20 protein-coding genes and 1 riboswitch are annotated in these 23,030 nt (G+C 60.8%); of the genes, 5 read left to right on the top strand and 15 right to left on the bottom strand.

The features are described from left to right. Nucleotides 1-43: 43 nt before the first annotated feature. The gene (locus JZX88_RS11025) at nt 44-1,690 is read right to left on the bottom strand and encodes a GNAT family N-acetyltransferase (RefSeq protein WP_206913587.1); all 1,647 of its coding nucleotides are present in this window, start codon (nt 1,688-1,690) and stop codon (nt 44-46) included. A 232-nt stretch (nt 1,691-1,922) separates the two neighbouring features. On the opposite strand from JZX88_RS11025, the gene JZX88_RS11020 reads away from it, so the two are divergent. Both JZX88_RS11020 and JZX88_RS11015 read left to right on the top strand, forming a co-directional pair. Next, nucleotides 1,923-2,657, top strand: a complete 735-nt coding sequence (locus JZX88_RS11020) for an SDR family NAD(P)-dependent oxidoreductase (protein WP_206913586.1) — start codon at nt 1,923-1,925, stop codon at nt 2,655-2,657. A 37-nt stretch (nt 2,658-2,694) separates the two neighbouring features. Continuing rightward, nucleotides 2,695-4,047 carry an aspartate aminotransferase family protein gene (locus tag JZX88_RS11015; protein WP_065117616.1) on the top strand — a complete coding sequence of 451 codons (1,353 nt, stop codon included), beginning with the start codon at nt 2,695-2,697 and terminating at the stop codon, nt 4,045-4,047. A gap of 44 nt (nt 4,048-4,091) precedes the next feature. On the opposite strand, the gene JZX88_RS11010 is transcribed toward JZX88_RS11015, so the two are convergent. Further along, the gene (locus tag JZX88_RS11010; RefSeq protein WP_046800765.1) at nt 4,092-4,529 is read right to left on the bottom strand and encodes an EamA family transporter; all 438 of its coding nucleotides are present in this window, start codon (nt 4,527-4,529) and stop codon (nt 4,092-4,094) included. Between the two features lie 183 nt (nt 4,530-4,712). Continuing rightward, complete coding sequence (locus tag JZX88_RS11005) at nt 4,713-6,062, bottom strand: dicarboxylate/amino acid:cation symporter (RefSeq protein ID WP_065117617.1); 1,350 nt, start codon at nt 6,060-6,062, stop codon at nt 4,713-4,715. A 236-nt stretch (nt 6,063-6,298) separates the two neighbouring features. Here JZX88_RS11005 and JZX88_RS11000 point away from each other — a divergent pair, with 236 nt between their 5' ends. Both JZX88_RS11000 and JZX88_RS10995 read left to right on the top strand, forming a co-directional pair. Continuing rightward, nucleotides 6,299-8,140, top strand: coding sequence for a sensor histidine kinase (locus tag JZX88_RS11000; protein ID WP_206913585.1), 1,842 nt, complete (start codon nt 6,299-6,301; stop codon nt 8,138-8,140). A 1-nt stretch (nt 8,141) separates the two neighbouring features. Beyond that, nucleotides 8,142-9,497: a sigma-54 dependent transcriptional regulator gene (locus tag JZX88_RS10995; RefSeq protein WP_206913584.1), complete on the top strand. Its 1,356-nt coding sequence runs from the start codon at nt 8,142-8,144 to the stop codon at nt 9,495-9,497. A gap of 201 nt (nt 9,498-9,698) precedes the next feature. On the opposite strand, the gene JZX88_RS10990 is transcribed toward JZX88_RS10995, so the two are convergent. The 3 genes from JZX88_RS10990 to alr all read right to left on the bottom strand — a co-directional run bounded on the left by JZX88_RS10990 (nt 9,699) and on the right by alr (nt 12,818). After that, entirely contained in the window at nt 9,699-10,208 is a 510-nt protein-coding gene (locus JZX88_RS10990) for a BA14K family protein (RefSeq protein ID WP_206913583.1), read from the bottom strand. Nucleotides 10,209-10,387: 179 nt separating this feature from the next. Then, nucleotides 10,388-11,644 (bottom strand): D-amino acid dehydrogenase, encoded by a 1,257-nt coding sequence (locus JZX88_RS10985; RefSeq protein ID WP_206913582.1) that lies wholly within the window; start codon nt 11,642-11,644, stop codon nt 10,388-10,390. A gap of 7 nt (nt 11,645-11,651) precedes the next feature. Then, a complete protein-coding gene (gene alr, locus JZX88_RS10980; protein ID WP_206913581.1) occupies nt 11,652-12,818 on the bottom strand; it encodes an alanine racemase in 1,167 nt (388 codons plus the stop codon). Nucleotides 12,819-12,945: 127 nt separating this feature from the next. Here alr and JZX88_RS10975 point away from each other — a divergent pair, with 127 nt between their 5' ends. Beyond that, nucleotides 12,946-13,404, top strand: a complete 459-nt coding sequence (locus JZX88_RS10975) for an Lrp/AsnC family transcriptional regulator (RefSeq protein WP_003500727.1) — start codon at nt 12,946-12,948, stop codon at nt 13,402-13,404. Between the two features lie 228 nt (nt 13,405-13,632). Here JZX88_RS10975 and thiD read toward each other — a convergent pair whose 3' ends face one another. The 9 genes from thiD to JZX88_RS10930 all read right to left on the bottom strand — a co-directional run bounded on the left by thiD (nt 13,633) and on the right by JZX88_RS10930 (nt 22,995). Beyond that, entirely contained in the window at nt 13,633-14,427 is a 795-nt protein-coding gene (thiD, locus tag JZX88_RS10970) for a bifunctional hydroxymethylpyrimidine kinase/phosphomethylpyrimidine kinase (protein ID WP_206913580.1), read from the bottom strand. Then, entirely contained in the window at nt 14,424-15,086 is a 663-nt protein-coding gene (gene thiE, locus JZX88_RS10965) for a thiamine phosphate synthase (protein ID WP_206913579.1), read from the bottom strand. The genes thiD and thiE overlap by 4 nt, the downstream gene beginning before the upstream one ends. Then, nucleotides 15,073-15,813 (bottom strand): hydroxyethylthiazole kinase, encoded by a 741-nt coding sequence (locus tag JZX88_RS10960; protein WP_206913578.1) that lies wholly within the window; start codon nt 15,811-15,813, stop codon nt 15,073-15,075. Before JZX88_RS10960 ends, thiE begins: the two co-directional genes overlap by 14 nt. After that, nucleotides 15,810-16,760 carry an ABC transporter substrate-binding protein gene (locus JZX88_RS10955; protein WP_206913577.1) on the bottom strand — a complete coding sequence of 317 codons (951 nt, stop codon included), beginning with the start codon at nt 16,758-16,760 and terminating at the stop codon, nt 15,810-15,812. The genes JZX88_RS10960 and JZX88_RS10955 overlap by 4 nt, the downstream gene beginning before the upstream one ends. Next, entirely contained in the window at nt 16,757-17,542 is a 786-nt protein-coding gene (locus JZX88_RS10950) for an ABC transporter permease (protein WP_206913576.1), read from the bottom strand. The genes JZX88_RS10955 and JZX88_RS10950 overlap by 4 nt, the downstream gene beginning before the upstream one ends. A 128-nt stretch (nt 17,543-17,670) precedes the next feature. After that, nucleotides 17,671-17,773, bottom strand: a riboswitch (TPP riboswitch). A gap of 36 nt (nt 17,774-17,809) precedes the next feature. After that, nucleotides 17,810-19,801: an alpha-glucosidase gene (locus tag JZX88_RS10945; protein WP_206913575.1), complete on the bottom strand. Its 1,992-nt coding sequence runs from the start codon at nt 19,799-19,801 to the stop codon at nt 17,810-17,812. A gap of 12 nt (nt 19,802-19,813) precedes the next feature. Beyond that, nucleotides 19,814-20,668 (bottom strand): carbohydrate ABC transporter permease, encoded by an 855-nt coding sequence (locus JZX88_RS10940; protein ID WP_035220846.1) that lies wholly within the window; start codon nt 20,666-20,668, stop codon nt 19,814-19,816. A 4-nt stretch (nt 20,669-20,672) separates the two neighbouring features. Then, the gene (locus JZX88_RS10935) at nt 20,673-21,584 is read right to left on the bottom strand and encodes a carbohydrate ABC transporter permease (protein WP_003519885.1); all 912 of its coding nucleotides are present in this window, start codon (nt 21,582-21,584) and stop codon (nt 20,673-20,675) included. Nucleotides 21,585-21,759: 175 nt separating this feature from the next. Further along, a complete protein-coding gene (locus JZX88_RS10930; protein WP_206913574.1) occupies nt 21,760-22,995 on the bottom strand; it encodes an ABC transporter substrate-binding protein in 1,236 nt (411 codons plus the stop codon). Between the last annotated feature and the right edge of the window lie 35 nt (nt 22,996-23,030).

Here is a 23,030-nt window from a genome sequence, read left to right as displayed (position 1 = left end):
CGGCCGGCCGGTTTTTCCTGCCGCAACTTACAGATCATTGCCTTCAATGCAAAACCTTTGGCGGGTGCCAGCGCTTGCCCGCCGCCTTTGGTTTGGCGGCAAGTGTGATGGCATCCGCAGGCAGCGGCACCTTGGTCTTTGCGAGTTCCAGCCGGGCAAGGGCAGCGCGGGCTTTTTCCGCATATTCCAGATGCGCGGCATCGTCCGAATGGTAATGCTGCAGCCTGTCGAGGATCTCGGCGCCTTCCATCGCCCTTTCGGCGGCGATGAGGGCGACGGCACATTTATAAAGTGCCTCGCGGTGGAAGGGCGCGCGGTTGGTCACCTGACGGAAGGCCTCGGATGCCTCGTGATAATGCTGTTGCGCCAGCCGCGCCTCGCCGATGCGCAGCCAGAGCAGAAGCGGGTCCTGACCGCCGGCGAGAAGCGCCAGATAGGCTATTTCCGCTTCCCGGAACTCGCCACGGTCAAAGGACAGATTGGCCAGCCCGAATTGTGCCCCGGAATGTTCCGGCGCGGCGGCCAATACCTGACCGAAGGCGATATTGGCTGCGGCCTTCTTGCCGGTCTTGTAGAATTTTAGGCCCTGTTCATAGACAAAGCGGATGCTGCGCGGATGCAGCGTGCCGCCGAGATTGTCGCCCGAGCGGGTGCGAAACAGCGTGCAGCTGAGCTTCTGCTCCTCCGGTCCGAAGAAATATTTGTAAGGCTCGTTGCCGCGCAGGAAATCATAGGTCTTGAAACCCTGCTCGATGGCCCTGCGGATGCAGTGGCCATGCAGCACCAGCCCGGGTGAGGGGGTTTTCCAGTTCTCGTCGCGGCCGGTAATGTAAAACAGTATCGACATCTTCCGCCGGTCGATGATGTTGGCGAGCGCGCCGAGCGGCTGATCGCCGTACCACAGGACCGGCACCTCCAGATCGCCGCGCCTTTGGCAGTCCATCAGCATCTGGCGCGTTGCGCCGATCAGCAGTTCCGTGCGTTCCTTGCCCTTGTGCGGCGCCCAGCGGATACGCCAGAAATCGAACAGGACGTCCATGTCCCGTTTGATCGTTTCGTCCGTCGCGAAGGTGATGCGGTATTCGTCGCCACCCTCCACCTTTCTGAGAAATCGCCGGAGCTTCTGTCGCGTCTGGCTGCTCATATGGCTTTCGAGATAACCGTCGAACGTGTCCGGCAGGGTGACGACCGGGCAGATGCAATTGTTGATGTTGTAGGGGTTGGTCGGCATGTTGTCCCGGAACATCACGAGTGGTCCCTGAAGCGCGCGGATCATCGCGTCGCGCCGTTCCGGCGGCCCGGAAAGATAATCGAGCTTCAGTTCGGTCCAGTTCTGCTGGCGAATATAGGAGCAGAAACCGGCAATGGCATGATTTTCATAGTCCGGCAGGGTGATGAAGCCGGTGTAATCGGCGGCCGCATTGCCGGCCATGACGATGCTGTCGTGAAACCGGCCGGTTTTCTTGTCCGGTTCGGTGACGATGCGCAGCGGGAAAAACGCCACATAGGGCGAGCCTTCCGGACGCTCCCTGAGCGCCAGGATGAACCAGCGCCTGCGGCGCGGCATATAATCGCGAAGCCAGCCCCAGGAGAGGAAGTGCCGCGCATGCGGGTCGGCCATGAATACCGATTCCCAGTTTTGCCGGATCGCTTCGAAGCCGGCGTCGGTGTCGATGATGTCGATGCGCATGTGTCCCCTCCCAATACGGATCACAAAATCGGGAGGCTTCATTCTATGGGCAAATGGCCGCCTTCAAATATTCCGTTCGGGTGAAAGGCTCACATCAAATGGGATTAGCCCGCGGCAGGTTCGGCATCGACGCGCCGCGACAAAAAACCCCTTGTCCGTCGATTGTAACTCTCTAACATGCGGGCTGAATGCGCGGTCGGCTCAACGATCCGCATGGCACAGGAGTTCTCTTATGGCTGTTCCTTATATGCTTCTCACCGGTGCGAGCCGGGGAATAGGGCATGCCACCGTCAAGCTGTTTCAGGAAAAAGGCTGGAGAATCCTTACCGTATCGCGGCAACCTTTTTCGGAGGAGTGCCGCTGGCCCTCGGCGCGGGAGAGCCATATCCAGGCCGATCTGGAGGACTTGTCACGCATTGAGGAGCTTGCCGACGAGGTTCGTTCGCGCCTGCCGGAAGGCAAGCTTGCCGCGCTCGTCAACAATGCCGGAATTTCGCCCAAGGGTGACGGCGGAAGCCGTCTCGGTGTCATGGATACGACGGCGGATATCTGGACACGGGTGCTCAATGTCAATCTCGTTTCCACGGCGCTGCTCGCCCGCGCGCTTTTGCCGGAACTGGAGGCGGCGAAAGGCTCCATCGTCAATGTCACCTCGATTGTCGGCTCGCGCGTGCATCCTTTTGCCGGCGTGGCCTATGCCACATCGAAGGCAGCGCTTGCGGCGCTGACGCGGGAACTGGCGCATGAATTCGGTCCGCGCGGCGTGCGCGCCAATGCCATTGCCCCGGGCGAGATCAACACCGCCATCCTCTCTCCCGGCACCGCCGAACTGGTGGAGGCGCAGGTGCCGCTCGGCCGGCTCGGCACCACCGCCGAGGTGGCGCAGACCATCTATTTCCTCTGCTCGGACCAGTCGAGCTACATTAATGGCGCGGAAATTCACATCAATGGCGGCCAGCACGTCTGACGCTTCAAGCTCATCCAAACGAACGGAGCCTTTACCGATGACCATCCTGCCGAATTCCGTCGAGGCACGCGATATCGCCTATCAGATGCACCCGAACGTCAACCTGCGCAAATTCGAAAAGACCGGCGGTCTGGTGATCGAAAGCGGCGAGGGCATCTATGTCACCGACAGCAGCGGCAAGCGTTACATCGAGGCAATGGCGGGGCTGTGGTCGGTGGCGCTCGGTTTTGGCGAGCAGCGGCTGGTGGATGCCGCAACGAAGCAGATGCAGAAGCTGCCCTATTACCACACCTTCTCCTACAAGACGCATGGCCCATCCGTTGATCTCGCCGAATTGCTGATCGAGCTTTCGCCGGTGCCGATGTCGAAGGTGCACTTCACCTCGTCCGGTTCCGAGGCGAATGATCTGGTCGCCAAGATGGTTTGGTATCGCTCCAATGCGCTCGGCAAGAAGGACAAGAAAAAGATCATCGGCCGCATCAAGGGTTACCATGGCGTGACGATCGCATCAGCCTCGATCACCGGCCTGCCGCGCAACCATGAAAGCTTCGATCTGCCGCTGGACCGTATGCTGCATACCGCTTGCCCCTCCTATGTGCATTTCGGCAAGGATGGCGAAAGCGAAGCGGATTTCACCGCGCGTATCCTGAAGGAGCTGGAGGACCTGATCCTTCGCGAAGGTCCCGAAACCGTCGCCGCCTTCTGGGGCGAGCCGGTGATGGGCGCCGGCGGGGTTCTCCTGCCGCCGGAAGGATATTGGGAAGGCGTGCAGGCGATCCTGAAGAAATACGACATTCTGCTTGTCGTGGATGAGGTTATCTGCGGTTTTGGCCGCACCGGCAAGATGTTTGCCTGTGAGACCTATGGCATCAAGCCGGATGTGCTTGTCGTTTCCAAGCAGATTTCGTCGTCCTACATGCCGCTTTCGGCGATCATCATGAATGACAGTTTTTACCAGCCGATTGCCGATGAGTCCGACCGTATCGGCTCCTTCGGCCATGGTTACACCGCTTCCGGTCATCCGGTCGCGACGGCGGTGGGGCTGGAAAACCTGAAGATCATTCAGGAGCGGGATCTGGTCGGCAATGTCGCCCGGCTGGAGGGCAAATTTCTTGATCATCTGAAGGCGCTTGCCGATCATCCGCTCATTCATTCCTCGCGTGGCGTCGGTCTCCTTGGCGCGCTGGAAGTGAAGCCATGGGAAGGCCTGAAGGCCGGGGATACGACGCTCGCCATTGCCGCCGCCATCGAGGAGGAGGGTGTCATCACCCGACCGATCGGCGAATCCATCTGCTTTTGCCCGCCGCTGATCATCACGGCGGAGCAACTGGATGAGCTATTCGCTGGCGTGAAACGCGGACTGGACAAGGTCGCGGCCGCACGCGGCTGACGATCTTATCGATTGCGCTAGCCGAGCGTTCCTGCTCGGCTGGCTTATCCCCTGTAGGCCACGAGCACTGCGCCGCAGGCGATCAGGACCACGCCGAGCCAATTCGGCAACGACAGCCTTTCCCCCAGAAACAGCACCGCAAAGACGGCGACGAAGACGACGCTCAGCTTGTCGATGGGGGCGACGCGGGCGGCATCGCCGATTTTCAGTGCCCGGAAATAACATATCCACGATGCGCCGGTCGCCAGCCCTGAAAGCACGAGGAACAACCAGGTCCGCCCCGAAATGGTGGAGGGCTGCTGCCAGTTACCGGTGATGTAAACCATCAGGCCGGCGGCGGCGAGGATGACGATGGTGCGGATGAAGGTGGCGAAATCGGAATTGACGTTCTCGATGCCGATCTTCGCAAAAATGGCGGTGAGCGCCGCAAAAGCCGCTGACAGCAGTGCCCAGAATTGCCAGGCCAGAAACAGGTTCTTCATGTGATGCCGACTCCGTTCATCCATTCGGTCCCGTCTGGCTCTACAGCATCTGTCTTGCCATAAGAACTGTTTTCACAATTGTATCTGAACGTGGAAGGCCGGCGCATCGGTCATGATGCGCCGGCCTTCTTGTAAGAGCCTGTCCGGACGGAGCCGGGACAGGCCGGACCTTGGGAGGTCTTATTATTCGGCGGGCTGAACCGATGCCGGCAGTGCCGTATCCACATCGGCAATGCCGGAGATTTCTTCCTGGCCGCTGAGCACGCGGGCAAGCTGGTCCTGATCCAGTTCGCCTTCCCAGCGGGCGACGACGATGGTGGCGACGGCGTTACCGACGAAGTTGGTGAGCGCGCGGCATTCCGACATGAAGCGGTCGATACCGAGGATCAGCGCCATGCCGGCAACCGGAACGGAAGGCACGACGGAGAGCGTTGCAGCGAGCGTGATGAAACCAGCGCCGGTGATGCCGGCCGCGCCCTTGGAGGAGAGCATGGCAACGAGCAGCAGCAGGATCTGTTCACCGAAGGACAGGTGGATACCGGTTGCCTGCGCGATGAAGAGGGCCGCCAGCGTCATGTAGATGTTGGTGCCGTCAAGGTTGAAGGAGTAACCGGTGGGAATGACGAGGCCGACGACGGAGCGCTTGCAACCGGCCTTTTCCATCTTGCTCATCAGGCCCGGCAAAGCGGCTTCCGAAGACGAGGTGCCGAGAACCAGCAGCAGTTCTTCCTTGATGTAGCGGATGAGCGCGACGATGGAGAAGCCGTTGTAGCGGCAGACGGCGCCGAGAACCACGAACACGAACAGGAAGGACGTGATGTAGAAGGTGCCGATCAGCATGGCGAGGTTGGTGACGGACGAGATGCCGTATTTGCCGATGGTGAAGGCCATGGCGCCGAAAGCACCGATGGGGGCGGCCTTCATCAGGATCGCGACCAGCTTGAAGATCGGATACATCAGGGCATGCATGAAATCGGTGACGGGCTTGCCCTTTTCGCCGACAATGCCGAGTGCGATGCCGAACAGAACCGAGAAGAACAGCACCTGGAGAATGTCACCGCTGGCGAATGCGCCGACGATGGTGGTCGGGATGATGTTCATCAGGAAGCCGGTGATGGTCTGCTCATGGGCCTTGTCGGCGTAGGTCGCGACGGCCTTGGCATCCAGCGTGGCCGGATCGATGTTCATGCCAGCGCCCGGCTGCACGGTATTGGCGACGATGAGGCCGACGATGAGTGCGAGCGTGGAGAAGATGAGGAAGTAGATCATGGCCTTGCCGGCCACGCGCCCAACCTTCTTCATGTCGTTCATGCCGGCGATACCGGTTGCGACGGTGAGGAAGATGACGGGAGCAATGATCATCTTGACGAGGCGGATGAAACCGTCGCCGAGCGGCTTCAGCTGTTCGCCGAAGGCCGGATAGAAATGGCCAAGCGCGATACCGGCGATGATGGCGACCAGAACCTGGAAATACAGGTGCTTGTAAAATGGCTGCTTGGCGTGGCCTGCGGCCACGGCTGTCGTATCGATCATGTTTTTTCCTCCTCGGCCTCACCCTGCCTTTATTGGCCTCCCGGGTTCGCCGTGACGTTGACGGCTTCGCGCCGATTGCGGAGTCATGTGCAATACGCATGCCAGACTTGCTCATTTGCCGTAACTGGCTGATTTAAAAAGTACTTTTTATGGACGCTTTGCCGGCTCATAGGCATTTGTGCGGAATTCCGGACAATGCCTCTTGCGGTCTGTGTGTAAATCCGCACAATTGACGCATGACCTATCAGGATCAGGCACCTCATTCTCAGGCGAAACGTCGCGCGCAATGGCTGGCGTTGGCTGGCCTGTGGCTGCTCGTCAGTCTTGGTGTGCTGCTGGTGGCCGATGAATTCGCCCGTCATCAGGCGATGCGAACGGCGGGTTTCGAGGCGTCAACCGATGCCGAACTGAAGATTGCTTTGCTGAACGTCGCGCTGGAGCGGCCGCGCGCCATTCCACTGGTTCTGTCAGGCGATCCCGATCTTGCCACCGCGCTGGATGGCGGCGACGCCGTTGCCATCGACCGGCTGAACCGCAAGCTGGAGGGGCTGATTGAAGGCACGCAGTCGTCGGTCATCTATGTGACCGGGCCAACCGGTCTCACCATCGCTTCCAGCAACTGGCGGGAGGAGGACAGCTTCGTCGGCTCCAACTATGCGTTCCGCGAATATTTTCAGGCGGCAATGAAGACCGGCATGTCCGAACATTATGCGCTCGGCAATGTCAGCCGCCGGCCGGGTCTTTATATTTCCCGCCGCATCGATGCTGCGGACGGGCGGCCGCTTGGTGTTGTCATCGCCAAGGTGGAATTCAACCGTCTGGAATCGGACTGGAACATTGGCGGCAAGCCGGTTTATGTGGTCGACAGAAACGGCGTCGTGCTGATGACGAGCGTGCCGGAATGGCGCTTCAAGACCGTTGCACCGATTGACGAGGCGCGGCGAAAGGTGATTTCCGAAAGCCTGCAATTCGGCAATGAGACGCTGGCGATCCTGCCTTTCCGGCCGGCCCGCTCATCGGGCGATGATGTTCCGCTGATCCATGTCGATGAGCCGGGGCGGGAGCGCGGCGATTATCTGCGGCTGGAAACACCGGTGCCGACGACCTCATGGACCCTGCATTACCTGCAACCCGTAGCGCCGGCGCTGAACGCCGCCATCCGCGAGGGCCGGGTGGTGGCGCTGGCGACGCTGATGCCGCTGATGGGTCTTTCGGCCCTGTGGCTGTGGCGCCGGCACAAGACGCTCAAGGAAAAGGAAGAGGAGCAGCGCGCCCGCGCGGAGCTGGAAATGAAGGTGCAGGAGCGAACCCGCGACCTGACGAAGACCCGTGACCATCTGCAGGCGGAAATCGCCCTGCATGAAAAGACAACGAGCGAGTTGCGCAATGTGCAGCATGAGCTGGTGCAGGCCAACCGCCTTTCCATTCTCGGCCAGGTGGCGGCGGGTGTGGCGCATGAAATCAACCAGCCGGTGGCGACGATCCGCGCCTTTGCCGACAATGCCCGCACCCTGCTGAAACGCGACCGTTTGTCCGAGGCGACCGAAAACCTCGAAAACATCGCGGCCCTGACCGAGCGTATCGGCACGATTACCGGTGACCTGAAGATATTGGCCCGCAAGGGCCGCACCGCCGCCGAGCCGGTCAGCCTCAAACTGGTCATCGAAGGCGCGGTCATGCTGTTGCGCAGCCGTTTTTCCGGGCAGATGGATGCGCTGGATATTGCGCTTCCCGATCAGGATTTGAAGGTGCTGGGCAGCCGTATCAGGCTGGAGCAGATCCTCATCAACCTTCTGCAAAACGCTCTGGAAGCCACTGAAGCGATTGACAATGCGCATGTCGAGGTGCGTGTGCGTGAGGAGGACGACATGGTCGTACTTTCAGTCAGCGACAATGGCGGTGGAATTCCCGAAGACATTCGCGCCCAGCTGTTTTCGCCTTTCAACACCTCAAAGGAAAGCGGCCTCGGGCTTGGCCTCGTCATCTCCAACGATATTGCTTCGGACTATGGCGGACGTATCGAGGTGGCGGGCGGCGAGGCGGGCACGTGTTTTTCCGTATATCTGAAGCGAGCATGACATGACGGCGGATGGAACCATTTTCCTGGTGGATGACGACTCGCAGCTGCGCAAGGCGATGGTGCAGACGCTGGAACTCGACGGATTGCCGGTCACCTCCTTTTCCCGTGCCGAACAGGCGCTTGCGGCTCTGAGCGAGGATTTCGACGGCGTCATTATCACCGATGTGCGCATGCCGGGCTTGACCGGCCTCGAATTCTTCGACCATGTCCGCAAGATCGATGCTGATTTGCCGGTTATCCTCATCACCGGCCACGGTGATGTACCCATGGCGGTCGATGCGCTTCACAACGGCGCCTATGACTTCATAGCAAAACCCTTTCCGGCCGAGCGCATGGTGGAGAGCGCGCGCCGTGCGCTGGAAAAACGCCGTCTCGTACTGGAAAACCGCGCGCTTCGCCGGGCGGCGGGACAGGCGGAGGACGATCTGCCGCTGATCGGCCAGACGCCCGCCATGGAGCGCCTGCGCACCACGCTCCGTCACATTGCCGATACGGATGTGGATGTGCTGGTGGCGGGTGAGACGGGCAGCGGCAAGGAAGTGGTGGCGACGGCGCTGCACCGCTGGAGCAGGAAGCGCTCGCGGGGAAATTTTGTGGCGCTGAATTGCGGGGCACTGCCGGAAACGGTGATCGAAAGCGAGCTTTTCGGCCATGAGCCGGGCGCTTTTACCGGCGCCCAGAAGAAGCGCGTCGGCCGTATCGAGCATTCCAGCGGCGGCACGCTGTTTCTGGACGAGATTGAAAGCATGCCGCTTGCCGTGCAGGTGAAGATGCTGCGCGTGCTGGAAATGCGCGAGGTCTCGCCGCTGGGTTCGAATGAGGAGCGGCCGGTCGATATCCGCGTGGTGGCGGCGGCCAAGGTCGATCTCGGCGATCCGACTGAGCGCGGTACCTTTCGCGAGGATCTTTATTACCGGCTGAATGTGGTGACCCTGTCGATACCGCCGCTGCGGGAACGCAAGGCGGATATTCCGCTGTTGTTTTCCCACTTCGTCACCAAGGCCGCCAATCGCTTCAACATGCCCGTGCCGCAAATCAGCGCCGGCATTTCCCGTCGGCTTCAGGAGCATGACTGGCCGGGCAATGTGCGCGAACTCGGGCATTTCGCCGAAAGAGTGGTTCTGGGACTGGAAACAGAAGCTGCCGCCGCACCCGTTGCACAGGCTGCCATTCCCGCTTCAGGCACCTTGCCCGAGCGCATGGATGCAATCGAGGCGCGGATCATTCGCGAAACGCTGGAACAGTCGAATGGGGATGTGGCGGAGACAATTGCGACGCTCGGCATTGCCCGCAAGACGTTTTATGACAAGCTGCAACGCCACGGCATCAATCGGGCGGATTATGTGAAGAACTGAGGGGGGCGTGAAAGGCCTGCAACGCTTTGGACGGGTTTCCCACACTCGGGTCATCCTCGCCCTTGAGGCGAGGATCCATCGGCCCTCGAAAGTGTGGGTCCTCGCCTCAAGGGCGAGGATGACGGAGGAGGCATTGGCGCGCATCGCCAGTATGACGCTCAGCTTTTCTGCTGTCTCTCCTGCTGGAAGCCGCTGGCGTAATTAGCCCGCGACGCAGAAATGACGCTGGCCGTCATAATCCGTATAGGTGCCGGTGCGGGTGTTGAAGCTGCGGTAACGCTGCGAGCAATAGTCGTACCATGCGTTGGTCCACGGCTCGATGGTGCGGTAAGTGGCGCGCTGGCCATAGACCGGGCGGCTGTCATAAACAGGCTGCGGACGATAGACCGGTGCCGGGCGATACACAGAGGCCGGGCGGTAGACCGGCTGAGGCTGCGGCTGATAATAACGGTAGTCCGGCTCCTCATAAACGTAGCTCGGCTCATAACGGCGCGGCGGATCGATGTAGACGCGCTCATCGTCAACAGGCGCCGGGCGGGAAAGGGCGGAGCCGACGGCGACACCGGCAGCAAGGCCGAGCACGCCACCCAGAAGGGCGGCATCGCGGCGGTCACGGCGGCCCCAGTCATCGGCAGAGGCGGTGTTGAAAGGAACGATGGTCGCTGCGGCAACGGCGACGGCCAGAACGGTTTTAGCTGCAAAGGACGACATGGTCTTCTTCCATCCAGATGGCAGGGGCGCTGCCAGTTGCAAATTCGATGGTTAAAGAAATATAGCGGCGCTGCTGAACGGGCGCTGAATGAATTGTGGCGCGCTGACGGCCGGAATTGGAACGGGCTTCTCCCGGTTTTGCAGGCCGCGACGCCGGGCGGCGGCGCGGCAGGACCGTTTCAGGCGGCGTAACGGCTGATGGCCAGATCGTGCGTATCGATCTCGGGCTTGGTCCCGCTGATGAGATCGGCAAGCACCCGGGCGGAACCGCAGGACATGGTCCAGCCGAGCGTGCCGTGGCCGGTGTTGAGATAAAGATTGCTGTAGCGGGTAGCGCCGATGACGGGCGTGCCATCCGGCGTCATCGGGCGCAGGCCGCACCAGAATTTCGCCTGGGTCTGATCACCCGCGCCACCGAACAGGTCCTCCACCGAATGGGTCAGCGTTCCCTGCCGCGCGGCCGGCAGATCCTTGCTGAAACCGGCGATCTCGGCCATGCCGCCGACGCGGATGCGCGAGCCGAGCCGGGTGATGGCCACCTTGTAGGCCTCGTCCATCACCGTCGAGACAGGCGCGCGCTCTTCCTTCACGACCGGAACGGTAATGGAATAACCCTTGACCGGGTACACCGGCAGGTCAAGGCCGAGCTGGCGCACAAACTGCGGGGAATAGCTGCCCAGTGCAGCGACGAAAACATCGGCTTCCACCAGACCCTTGGTGGTTTCCACGGCCTTGATGCGGCCGGCTTCAACGATGGGACGCATGATGCCGGTATCATAGATGAAGGTAACACCGGCTTCTTCCGCCATGCGGGCGAGCTCGGTGGTGAACATGAAGCAGTCGCCGGTCTCATCGCCGGGCAGACGCAGGCCACCGACGATCTTCTCCTTGGCGGGTGCAAGACCGGGCTCAATGGCAGCGCAGCCGTCACGGTCGAGAATTTCGAAGGGTACACCGCCGGCGGTCAGCACGTCGACATCCTTGCCGATAGCATCGAACTGCTTCTGGGTACGGAAAACCTCCAGTGTGCCCTGCATGCGCTGGTCATATTGAATACCGGTCTCGTCGCGCAGCGCCATCAGGCAATCGCGGCTATATTCGGCAACGCGCACCATGCGGCTTTTGTTGATGGCATAACGCGCCGAGGTGCAGTTGCGCAGCATCTGGCCCATCCAGCGCCACGCCGCCGGATCGGCCGTCGGGCGGATGATGAGAGGGGCATGTTTCATGAACAGCCACTTCATCGCCTTCATCGGAATGCCGGGCGCTGCCCACGGCGAGGAGTAGCCGGGGGAGACCTCACCGGCATTGGCGAAGCTGGTTTCGAGCGCTGCGGCCGGCTGGCGGTCGATCACCGTCACCTTGTGTCCGGCTTTGGCCAGATACCAGGCGGATGTCACGCCGACAACGCCGGCTCCGAGGATAGTGACGTTCATGATCGTCTCACTTGTTACTGACTGATGTTGAAGCGGCTGCCGGAGTTTCTCCCGGCTGAATATAGCTGCGGCGGTAACGGCGTCCGAGGCCGGTCAGGATTTCATAGGCAATCGTGCCCGCATCCTCGGCGATGTCTTCCAGTGTCTGTTCAGGCCCTATCATCTGAACGAGGCTGCCCTGGGTTAATGTTCCCTCGGGCAGGGCGGATATGTCGAGAATGATACTGTCCATCGAAACGCGCCCGGCAATTGGCAGGCGAATTCCATTGTACCACGCTGCCCCGCGATTACTGAGCGAGCGTGGCAGGCCATCGGCATAACCGGCGGCGATTGTTGCGAGACGTGTGGGGCCTGCGGCTTCGAAGGAGCCGCCGTAACCGACCAGCGAGCCGGCGGACACGGTGCGTGTCTGGATGACGGCGAGATCGAGACGCACGACCGGCTTCATCGGGTTCGGACGGGCAACGGAGGGTGCGCCGCCATAAAGCGCGATGCCGGGGCGCAGCAGATGATTGTGGTAGTCATTGCCGAGAAATATGCCGCCGGAGTTGGAAAAGCAGACGGGCACATCAGGAAAAGCAATGGCAGCTTTACGCATCACCGCAAGCTGCAGAGCATTGGCGGCATGATCCGGCTCGTCGGCGCAGGCGAGGTGGCTCATGACGAAGGCGATGTCGATACCATCGAGCAATTGCGGCTGGGACGTGAGGATTTCCAGCTCTGCGGGGGAGAGGCCAAGACGGCACATGCCGGTATCGATCTGCACCGCCGCCGGTAGCGTCCTGCCAAGCTTTTTCGCATGGGCCGACCATTGCGCAATCTGCTCCAGCGAGTTCAGAACCGGGGTGACGGCCATGGCGGCGCAGGAGGTCTCATTGCCGGGCTGAAGACCGTTGAGCACGAAAATCCGCGCCTGTGCCGACAGACGAAGCCGGAGCGCCAGCGCCTCATCGATATGGGCGACAAAGAAATTGCGACAGCCTGCGTCGAACAGGGTTTGCGAGACGATATCAGCGCCGAGGCCATAGGCGTCTGCCTTGACGACCGCTGCCGTCTGCGATGCGGGGGCCATGGCCGCAAGGGTCAGGTAATTGTCGCGTAATGCGCCGAGATCGATGCTCAGATGGCCGCTTGCACCACCGGCTGCCTGCTGGCGGCTGATCTGCATGTCCATGGTCGTTCACCCTCATTTTTATCCCATGAGAGTATTGCAACGATTATCGAATTTCTTGGCGATTGTTCGAAGGAAATGCGATAGAATTCAAAATGGCGCAATTTTCTTTGTCTGATTGGAATTTTCTATGTCGTCACTTGATGCGACCGACCGCCATATCATCCGCCTGCTTCGGCTCAACGCCCGTATCAGCAATGCGAAGCTGGCCGCGGAAGTCGGGCTTTCGGCCTCGGCCTGTCTGCGCCGGGTCGATATTCTCGAACGGGAGGGCATTATCCGCGGATATACGGCGCTGACCAGCGGCCTTGCGGGCGGCGAGGTCATCTCGGTCATCGTGCAGATCACGCTTGACCGCCAGACAGAAGATTTTCTCAACCGGTTCGAGAATGCGGTGCGGCGGTATCCGGAAATCCGCGAATGTTACCTGATGACCGGCGGCTCGGATTATTTCCTGCGTTGCGAGGCGGAAAGTGCGGGGGATTTCGAGCGGATTCACAAGGAGATTCTATCGAAACTGCCGGGGGTTTCGCGGATTCATTCGAGTTTTGCGATCCGGAATGTGTTGGCGACGCCGAAGGCTCGGTGAGGGATTGAGTATGCAGAGCGTGCGGCTTACCCCCCTCTGTCCTGCCGGACATCTCCCCCTCAAGGGGGGAGATTGGGTGAGGTTTCTGCCTCAGTCCCACGCAATCCTCTCAATGTGAGAAACTTCGCTCATTGAATGGTGAGCAAGCCGCTTGTCGATCTCCCCCCTTGAGGGGGAGATGTCCGGCAGGACAGAGGGGGGTAAGCCCCACGCTCCTACGGCATCCCGTCACCACCACCGATAAAAATGATGCACCGGCCCCCGCCCACTCCCAACGGCGAGCCCGCGCCCAGCCTCAAGCGCTCCGTTCAAATATTCCTTCGAAAGCCCGACCGCCTCCCGCAGCTCACAACCCCTGGCAATGTGGGCCGTAATCGCCGCCGCCAGCGTGCAGCCGGTGCCGTGGTCGTTCTTCGTGTCCACCCGCGGTGCCGCAAGCGCCAGCATGGTGCCATCAGCAAACAGATAATCCGTGCTCTCAGGCCCATCGCCATGTCCGCCCTTGATGAGCACGGCTTTTGCACCGGTCTTGAGGATCGTCTCGGCCTGGCGGTTGATGTCCGTCTGCGCCTCCGCCATCGGCGTGCCGGTCAGCAGCGCCGCTTCGGGCAGGTTTGGCGTGACGACGGCCGCGAGCGGCAAAAGCTCCCGCCGCAATGTCTCGATGGCGTCCTCATGCAGCAGCCGGTCGCCTGATGTCGCCACCATCACGGGATCAAGCACCACCGGTTGCGATTGCCGCCGCAGCCGTTCCGCGATGGCGGCGATGGTTTCGATGCGCGAGACCATGCCGATCTTCACCGCATTGACGGCGAGATCGGAAAAAACCGCGTCCATCTGGGCAACGATGGTGGCCACTGAAATATCCTCCACCGCGGTCACGCCCCTGGTGTTCTGGGCGGTGATGGCGGTGATGACGCTGGCGGCATAGACGCCAAGAGCGGAGAAGGTCTTGATGTCGGCCTGAATGCCGGCACCGCCGCCGCTGTCGGAGCCGGCAATGGTCAATGCAATGGATGTCATGGCTGTCTCGCTTTCAGCGCCGCGTCAATTGCAGAGCGGAAGCCCTTGGTTGCGCTGGCAATATCGCCTGCCCGGAAAATCGCGGAAATGATCGCGACGCCATTCGCGCCGGCCTCGATGACTGACGGTATACGGGCAAGGTCGATACCGGCGATGGCGCCGACAGGCATATCCGGCCGCCATTCGCGCAGCAGGGCGCGAAGCGTCGCAAAACCATCGATACCGACCGGCTTGTCCGGGTTCACCTTGGAAACCGTTTCGAACACGCCGCCAATGCAGGCGTAATCGGCGGGCATGGAAGCTGCCCGTTCAGCATCGGCGTGGTTCTTGACGGTGAGGCCGATGATCGCCTTTTCGCCGAGAATACGCCGTGCGGTCTTCGCATCCATGTCATCGGCACCGAGATGCACGCCATCAGCGCCGGAGGCGAGCGCCACATCCACGCGGTCGTTGATAACAAGCGGCACACCGGTGCCGGCTATAGCCTCATGAATGGCGCGGGCGTTGTCAATCATTTCGCGCGTCGAGCCGTGCTTGTCGCGATATTGCAGAATGGTCGCACCGTTGAGCGCGGCCGCCAAAGCAAGCTCGGGTAAGGGCGCGACATCGGCAAGACTGGCATCGACCAATGCGTTGAGGCGGTAATCAACCTTGTTCATGCTCTATCCTCGCGTGATTGATGATGTCTTCCCCTGAAATTTCGGAAAGCGCATCCAGAAATGCCGGTTCGAATGTGCCGGGGCCTCTGGCCTGTTTCGCGGCCAGCTCGGCGGAAACGCCTGTGACGGCAAGGGCTGCGGCCGCCGCGGTCAACGCATCCTTTTCCACGGCCATGAAAGCTGCGATGACGCCGCCCGAAAGGCAGCCTGTACCGGTCACCTTCGCCATCCACGGGTGACCGTTGACGATCCTGACGTTGCGGGTCGTGTCACGGAGATGATCCACGGGCCCGGTCTCGATCCTCACCGCGTCGGGTACATTGCCGATCAGGCTCATTTCGGCATGATTGCCACGGACGATTGTCGGGGAAAGTGCGATGAGCTCGCGCGTGAATTCCAGCCGCGATGGCGAATAATCGCAATGGACGGGGTCGACGATCCATGGCTTGCCGGATGCATTGGCAATCTCGATCGCCAGCCGGATGACCTTGCGCCGCTCGGCATCCAGCGTGCCGAGATTGACGGTCAATGCATCCGCCTTGGTGACGAAGCTCTCGATTTCCTCGAGCGAGGTGGTCATCGAGGGAATGCCGCCGACGACGGTGATGCCGTCGGCGGTGAATTTCTGCACCACTGTGTTCATCAGGCAATGCACGCGCGGGCGCGTCTTGCGCACCCGCTCCAGAATCTCGGCGGCTTTTGCCGCTGTCGGGAAATTCGTCGTCATGGCTGCTGCAGCTCCACGGCGATGTCCTCCGCCGCCGGTGCCTGCTTGATCAGCTGCATCTCCTGCATGAAGGCGCCGAAACGGGCGTAGCGCACGCGGTCGAGTGCGGCGGGACGCTTGGCGAAGCGCGGTAACGTGTCGAAGAAGGCCTGCTTGTTCAGCGCATCGTCAAGGTTCGGATAGGCCTTGATGAAAAGCTGCCAGGATTCCTGCGGGTGGTTGGTGATGAAGATCGCGGCCTGTTCCACGGCGGAGAGGAAACGCGGCAGGCGGCTGTCTTTTACGAGATCGCGATGGGTGACGAAGATCAGCTCGTCATAGGCCGGCACGCCATGTTCTTCCGGGAAGAAGGAGCGGCCCTCATGGCCTTCAAGCTTCATCTGCGTCAGTTCGAAATTGCGGAAACCGCCGAGTGTCGCATCCACCTTGCCGGCAATCAGCGATGGCGAGAGCGAGAAATTGACGTTGATGAGTTCGACATCATCCTTCGTCAGGCCGTCCTTTTCCAGCATGCGCTTCAGCATCGCATCTTCAAAGCCGGAAACGGAAAAACCGACCTTCTTGCCCTTCAGGTCCTTCAGGCTTTTGATCGGCCCATCGGCGAGAACGGTGACGGTGTTCAGCGGGGTTTCGACCAGCGTGCCGAAACGTACGAGCGGCAGGCCGGCATCGTGATCGAGATAGAGGTTCGGCTGGTAATGCACGCCGATATCGGCCTGCTTTGCCGAGACGAGACGCGGCACGGCGGAAGGGTCGGCCGGCGGCACCAGTTCCACCTCCAGCCCGGCATCGGCAAACAGGCCACGTTCCCTGGCGATCACCATCGGCGCATGATCGGGGTTCACGAACCATTCGAGCAAAACGGTAAGCTTGTCGGCGGCCTGTGATTGCATGGGAGCAAATGCGCCTGCTGCCGCGACGACGAGGGAAAGAAGCGTTCGTTTCATGGTGCCGAAAGTCTCCGTAAATATCTGAGAGGAATGGTATGTTCTGTTTCCTTGGCCCAGGGGGCCAGATTGGCGGTCGCCCGGTCGACGACGAGCCGCAGCAGCACCGCCATGACGGCAAGAATGGCCATGGCGGCAAACATGGTGTCGGTCTGCATGCGGGCATTGGACTGGATCATGACGAAACCGAGCCCCGCCGAAGCACCCACCCATTCGCCGATGACGGCGCCCAGCGGGGCGAGCGGGGCGGCGACCCTCAGCCCGGAAATAAGCGATGGCAGCGCCAGCGGTACGCGCAGCCGGGTGAGGATCTGCCAGTGGCTTGCCTCCGTCAGCGAGGCGGCGTCGAGAATGGCGCGATCCGTGCGGTTAAGGCCATCGGTGAAGGAGGAGGCGACGGGGAAGAAGATGATGATCGCCGTCATCACCACTTTCGAGGCCATGCCGAAACCGAACCAGAGCACGAGAATGGGCGCGAGCACGAAGACCGGGAAGGCCTGCAGCACCAGAACCATGGGCCAGACGAGGCGGCCAAGACGCGGGATGGCGGCGATGGTGAAGGCGACGAGGATGCCAGCCGTAACACCGGCCGCTAGCCCAAGCGCCATTTCGCCAAGCGTTACCATGGCCTGGCCGAACAGGAAGCCGGGCTGACGCCAGAAGGCGGCGGCGACATCGGCGGGCGACGGCAGGATATAGCGTGGCGGTGCAAACAGCCATGTGCCTGCCTGCCACAGAAGCAGCAGGAGACCGATACCGTTCAATGCATGGGTGGCACGCATGAGCCGGACCTCAGACGCAAACGCACCATGTGCGAAGGACAGAAGGTTTCAGCATCATCATTCAGTCTCCAGATGTGACAATCACGGAGATCATGGCCAAGCGGAGAAGAGAAAGGGAAGCGCCTGAAGGGTGCGACAGTTTCCGTTCCTACGCCGGCATGACCCGGATCAGGTTCAAGGGTCCGGCTCATCGCCATCTCAGCACCGTGCGGTGCTCCCCTCGGAATGCGTCGGAAACTGTCGCTTTTTTAGCTGGCTGTCAACGGCTCAGATGCTGCGAAGCTGTTCAAACAGGGCGATATGTCGGCTATCGGCACGATAGAAAACCGCCGGCTGGCCGAGCGGCGCTTCGATGGTGACTTCGCGCCCGCCGGGATGGCGCGCGCCGCTCCACAGGTGCACCCATTCGCCATTGCCCGGAAGATAAAGCGTGCGCTGCGTTTCGCCCGCTTTCCAGACCGGCGCAACCAGCATGTCGGCTCCATAGAGATAGCTGTCCTGAATGGCGTAGGTCTGCCGGTCATCCTCGAAATGCAGGAAAAGCGGGCGTTGCACCGGCAAGCCTGTCTCAGCCGCCTCTGCGGAAAGCGATTTCAGATAGGGGGCGAGCGCGACGTAAATTGCCGTCATGCGGGCGAAATGGGCGAGAACTGTTTCGTCCTGATCGATCTGGAGATTGTCGCGCGGGCGGTTGCCCTCATGGGTGCGCATGACAGGCGTGAAGGCGGCCATCTCCGTCCAGCGCATGATGAGTTCCGCTGTCCGGACATTGCCGAACAGGCTGGTGTATCCACCGATGTCGGAATGGTGATAGGCGTTGCCCATCAGGCCGGAAGAGAGTGCGCCGCAGATGACGGTGACAAGGCCGTCGTGGCGCGAGAAATCGACCGACTGGTCGCCGCCCCAGATCAACGGGCAATGGGCCTGCACACCGGTGAAGCCTGCGCGCATGAAGAACAGCGCTTCACCCGTCTTGCTCCGGCTTTCGACGGCCTTCGCGTTAACCTCGGCCCAGAGGGTGGGCCAGGCATTGTGCATCAGCTTGGCATCGACGCCGTTGGAAAGGTTGATGTCGATCGGCAGATATTCGCCAAAATCGGCCATCCAGCCGGAAAGGCCGAAATCCAGCATGTTTTTGCCGATGATCTCTTCGGCAAACCAGTCGGCGGCGGCCGGATTGGTGAAATCGACGACGCCGCAGTCGAATTCGCCGAAATCCACCAGCGCCGTCTTGCCGTCCGCGCCAGTTGCGAAATAACCGGCTTCTTCGGCGGCCGGGAACAGCGGGCCGTCGACGCAGAGATAGGGGTTCACGTAACCGAGAAAACGGATGTCGTGATCGGCCAGCTCCGCGATTTTCTGGCGCAGATGCGGGTAGCGGGTGTCATTGGCCTGCCAGTCCCAGAAGAGGCGCGCGCCGAAGGATGTCTGGCGCAGGCCCACCCAGTCCTCGCACCAGAGGCCGGAAACCTTCGTTCCGGCCGCACGGATTTTCTCCAATCGGGCAAAGGAGTTGACGCCGTCCTTTAACCCGATGATCGCGCCGTTATAGACCCATTCCGGCAGTTCCGGCTGGCGTCCGAACCGCAGCGACAGGGCGGAGACGATATCGGTGAAGGCATTGCCGGCGAAGAACTCGATCTTTTCCGGGATCGCCCATATTTCGATTTCGTGGAAATCGCCGTTGCGGAAATCGAACACCGAATAGGCGCTCGTTTCCACATGCAGGGCGTATTTGCGCGACGAGAGGTAGGTCGGCTGCGGGTAGTTGGTGTTGTAATAATCGCCACCCGCTTTGCCGCTCACATCGGCCTTGAAGGTGATCTCCGAGGTCTTGTCGCGGCCGACGCCGGGTTCAGAAGTCCAGAGCGGGAAACGCCGGCCGCGCATGTCGAAATAGGACATCTGCTCGCCGCCGCCCCAGACATGTTCATTCGTTTCCGCGACGATGCGCAGCCACAGGCGGTTGATGGTTTCATCCAGCGCCGTCAGCCTGATGGCGTTGCCGTCCAGCGTCAGGCGCAGGCCAGGGGCCTGTCCTGGTGCGGAGGAAAGCGTAACGCTGTCGCCATTCAACTCGGCATGGCGCAGGGCGGTCCGCTCGATGACATAGTCCTCGATGTCGAAATTGCCGCGATACATATCCATCCGCTCGCGGCCAGAACCGGCGAAGAAGGCAGGGTTGTCTGGCGAATGGGCAAGGATGGTGCGGCCGCCGATTGCGAGTGTGAAGCCGTCTTTGGTCTTTTCGAAATGCATGACTGTACCTGTTTAGCCCTTGAGACCGCCGGCGGTGAGGCCGGAGACAACCCGTTCCTGAAAGATGACGATCAGGATGGCGACCGGCACGATGCCAACCACCAGCGCCGCCGAAATGACCGGCCAGGGGAAAGCGAATTCACCCTGATAAAGCTGGATGCCGACGGGCAGGGTGCGAAGAGCCGGATTGGAATTGAAGGAAAGCGCCAGCAGGAACTCGTCCCAGGCATTAACGAAGGCGAGAATGCCGGCGGTAAAGACGCCCGGTGCGCAGAGCGGCACGACCACCTTGAACAGCGCGCCGATGCGGGTGCAGCCATCGATCATGGCGGCGTTTTCGAGATCGCGCGGGATGCTTTCGAAGAAGGAGACCAGCATCAGGGTGCAGACCGGCAGCGAAAGCACCGTGTAGGGCAGGATAAGCGCCGTCCAGCTGTTGAGCAGGTTCAGCGCCCGCATGATTTCGAACAGCGGCACCAGCAGCGTTACCAGCGGAAAGGTGGAAACGGCGATGATGAGCGAGAGGATCAGCGCCCGGTATTTGAGGTTGAGCCGCGCCAGCGCGTAAGCTGCCAGCACCGAAATCAGGATGGTGAGTGCGGTCGAAAGCAGCGCCACCATGAAGCTGTTGAACAGGAAGAGGTGCAGCGGCTGATCGGAAAAGGCCTGCATGTAGTTGGCCAGCGTCGGCGCATGCGGAAACCAGGTGATCGGCTTCGCCGTCAGTTCCGCTTCCGTCTTCAGCGAGGTGAAGAGGATCCAGATTGCCGGAAACAGGCCGTTGACCAGAAGGATGGAGGCCGCGATGAAGCGCAGAGGCTTGCCGGAAAAGAACGAGGACAGACCGGAATTTGCAACGGTGCTCATGGGATCAGTCCTTCGTCCTGATGATGCGGAGATAAACGGCGGTGACGCACATGGAGAGCGCAAACATCATGACAGCGAGCGCCGAACCGTAACCGAGATCGAGGAAGGAAACGGTGTTCTGGTGAATGTACATGGCAAGCGTCGTGGTGGATGTGCCGGGGCCACCGCCGGTCATCATGTAAGGAATATCAAAGGTCTGCAGCGCCGTGATCGTGCGGAAGATGAGGGCGACGACGATCGAGGGCTTGAGAAGCGGCAGGGTGATTTCGAAGAACTGCCGGATTTTGCCGGCGCCATCCACATCCGCCGCCTCGTAGAGCGAGCGGGGAATGGTCTGCAGGCCGGCAAGGATCATCAGCGCCATGAAGGAGGATGTCTTCCAGATGATCGTCAGGCAGATGGCCGCGAACGCCCAGTTGGGGGAGTTGAACCAGATGACGCCTTCAAAGCCCAGCCGGTTCAGCACATCATTGACCACGCCATACTCGTAATGGAAGAACCACGCAAAGATCAGGCCGGCAAAAGAGAGCGGCAGCGCCCAGGGAATGAGCAGCGACAGGCGCATCGGCCATTGCATGGAAAAGGGCAGGTTGGCGAGCAGCGCGAGGCCGAGGCCCATGAAGAGCGCGCCAGGCACGGTAATCAGCGTTATCAGAACCGTATTCCAGGTCGTTTCCCAGAAGATCGGGTCATCGAACATCGCCGTGTAGTTTTCAAAGCCGATGAATTCCGCCGGCAGGCCCGATGTCAGCGACAGGCTGAAAAACGAGGTATAAACGAGCCGCGCCACCGGATAGACGATGATGAGCGACAGAAGAATGGCGGCAGGCGCCAGCAGAAGCACGGCAAGCGACCGGTCGCCGAGATCGAGCCACCGCGTCCAGCGCGGCAGCTGCTTTTCGTCCACCCGGACCATGGTTCTTTCCGGCATTGTCTCACCTGCCACTCCCGCAACTGGATTCACGTCATCGTCTCCCGATCGGACCGGTTCATATCCGGCCCGTTTATCGCACCGCCCGGGCGCGTTTATTCTTATTCCGTCGAAGCAGCCGGAAAGGGCATGAAACCATGCCGCTTTCCGGCCTTGAAGCTTAGCGCAGAACGCGCCGCAGACGGCTTTCCATCTGCTTTGCGCCGTCTTCCGGCGTCATGACGCCGGCAAGTACGCCGTTGACGGTGGTGCGGATCGTCTCGCTGACCTCGTTGTAACGCGGCGTCACGGGACGGGCCTTGGCGGTTTCAACCACGGGCAGGGCATCGGCAAACCACGGGATGGCCTTGGTCACGTCGGCATCCTTGTAAAGCGCGGCATAGGTCGGCAGCAACGTGGCGTTGATGGCCATGAACTTCGAGACATCCTGACCGGAGAGATATTCCACCAGCTTCTTGGCTTCATCCTGCTGTTTGGAGTAGGCGGAAACGCCGAATTCCCAGCCGCCGAGGCAGGTTGTCTGCTCGCCGCCCTTGACGGCCGGCAGGCGGGCGACGCCAACCTTGTCATTCACCTGCGATTCCTTGCCCTGGAAATGGGTCCAGGCGTAGGACCAGTTGACGGCGAAGAGAACCTTGCCGGCCTGGAATTCCTTGCGGGTGTCGTCGGTCGCGACTTCAGAAATATTCTTCTTGGAAATGCCTTCATCGACGAAGCTCTTCCAGAGCTTCAGCGAATCCACGGCCGCCTGATTATCGAAGTTCAGCTTGCCGTTTTCGACCAGCGACTTGCCTTCGCTCCAATAGGGCAGGAGGAAGGTGCAGACCGCACCTTCGATCGCCTTGCCCTGGAAGGACAGGCCCTGAAGCTCCGGGTTCTTTTCACCCTCCATCACCTTCTTGGATGCTTCCTTCAGCTCGTCCCAGGTGGTTGGCGGCTGAATGCCGTATTTGTCCAGCAGGTCCTTGCGGTAATAAAGGAACATGGAGTCGGCGAAGGCGGGCAATGCCACGATCTTGCCGTCCACGGTGTTGGCTTCGGCATAGGTCGGCAGATAAGCGGACATGTCCTTGCCGGAGAAATCGCTGGTCCAGCCGGCGGTGGCGAATTGCGCGGGACGGATGACGTCGAGCATCAGCACGTCGAGGCTGGAATCCTTGGCCGACATCACGGTGTTGAGATATTGCGCCTGCATTTCCGAGGTGTTGCCGCCTGTCTCGATGACAACCTTCACGCCCGGCGTCTTCGCCTCATATTGATCGAGCGCCTTGCGCCAGACATCCGGCTGATGCTGGCTGGAAACGAAGATTTTCAGTTCGGCATCGGCAAAGGCCTGTCCCGAGAAAGTGAGCATGGTTGCGCAGAGCGCTGCCCCGGTTATGGCTTTGAATTTCATGTGTTCCTCCCGTTATTAAACCCGTTGGCCGCAGC

It is taken from the genome of Agrobacterium sp. OT33 (assembly GCF_017313365.1).
Classification (GTDB): Bacteria; Pseudomonadota; Alphaproteobacteria; order Rhizobiales; family Rhizobiaceae; genus Agrobacterium; species Agrobacterium rhizogenes_A.
Note: the sequence above shows the minus strand (reverse complement) of the source record. Positions and strands in the feature narration are given on the sequence as shown.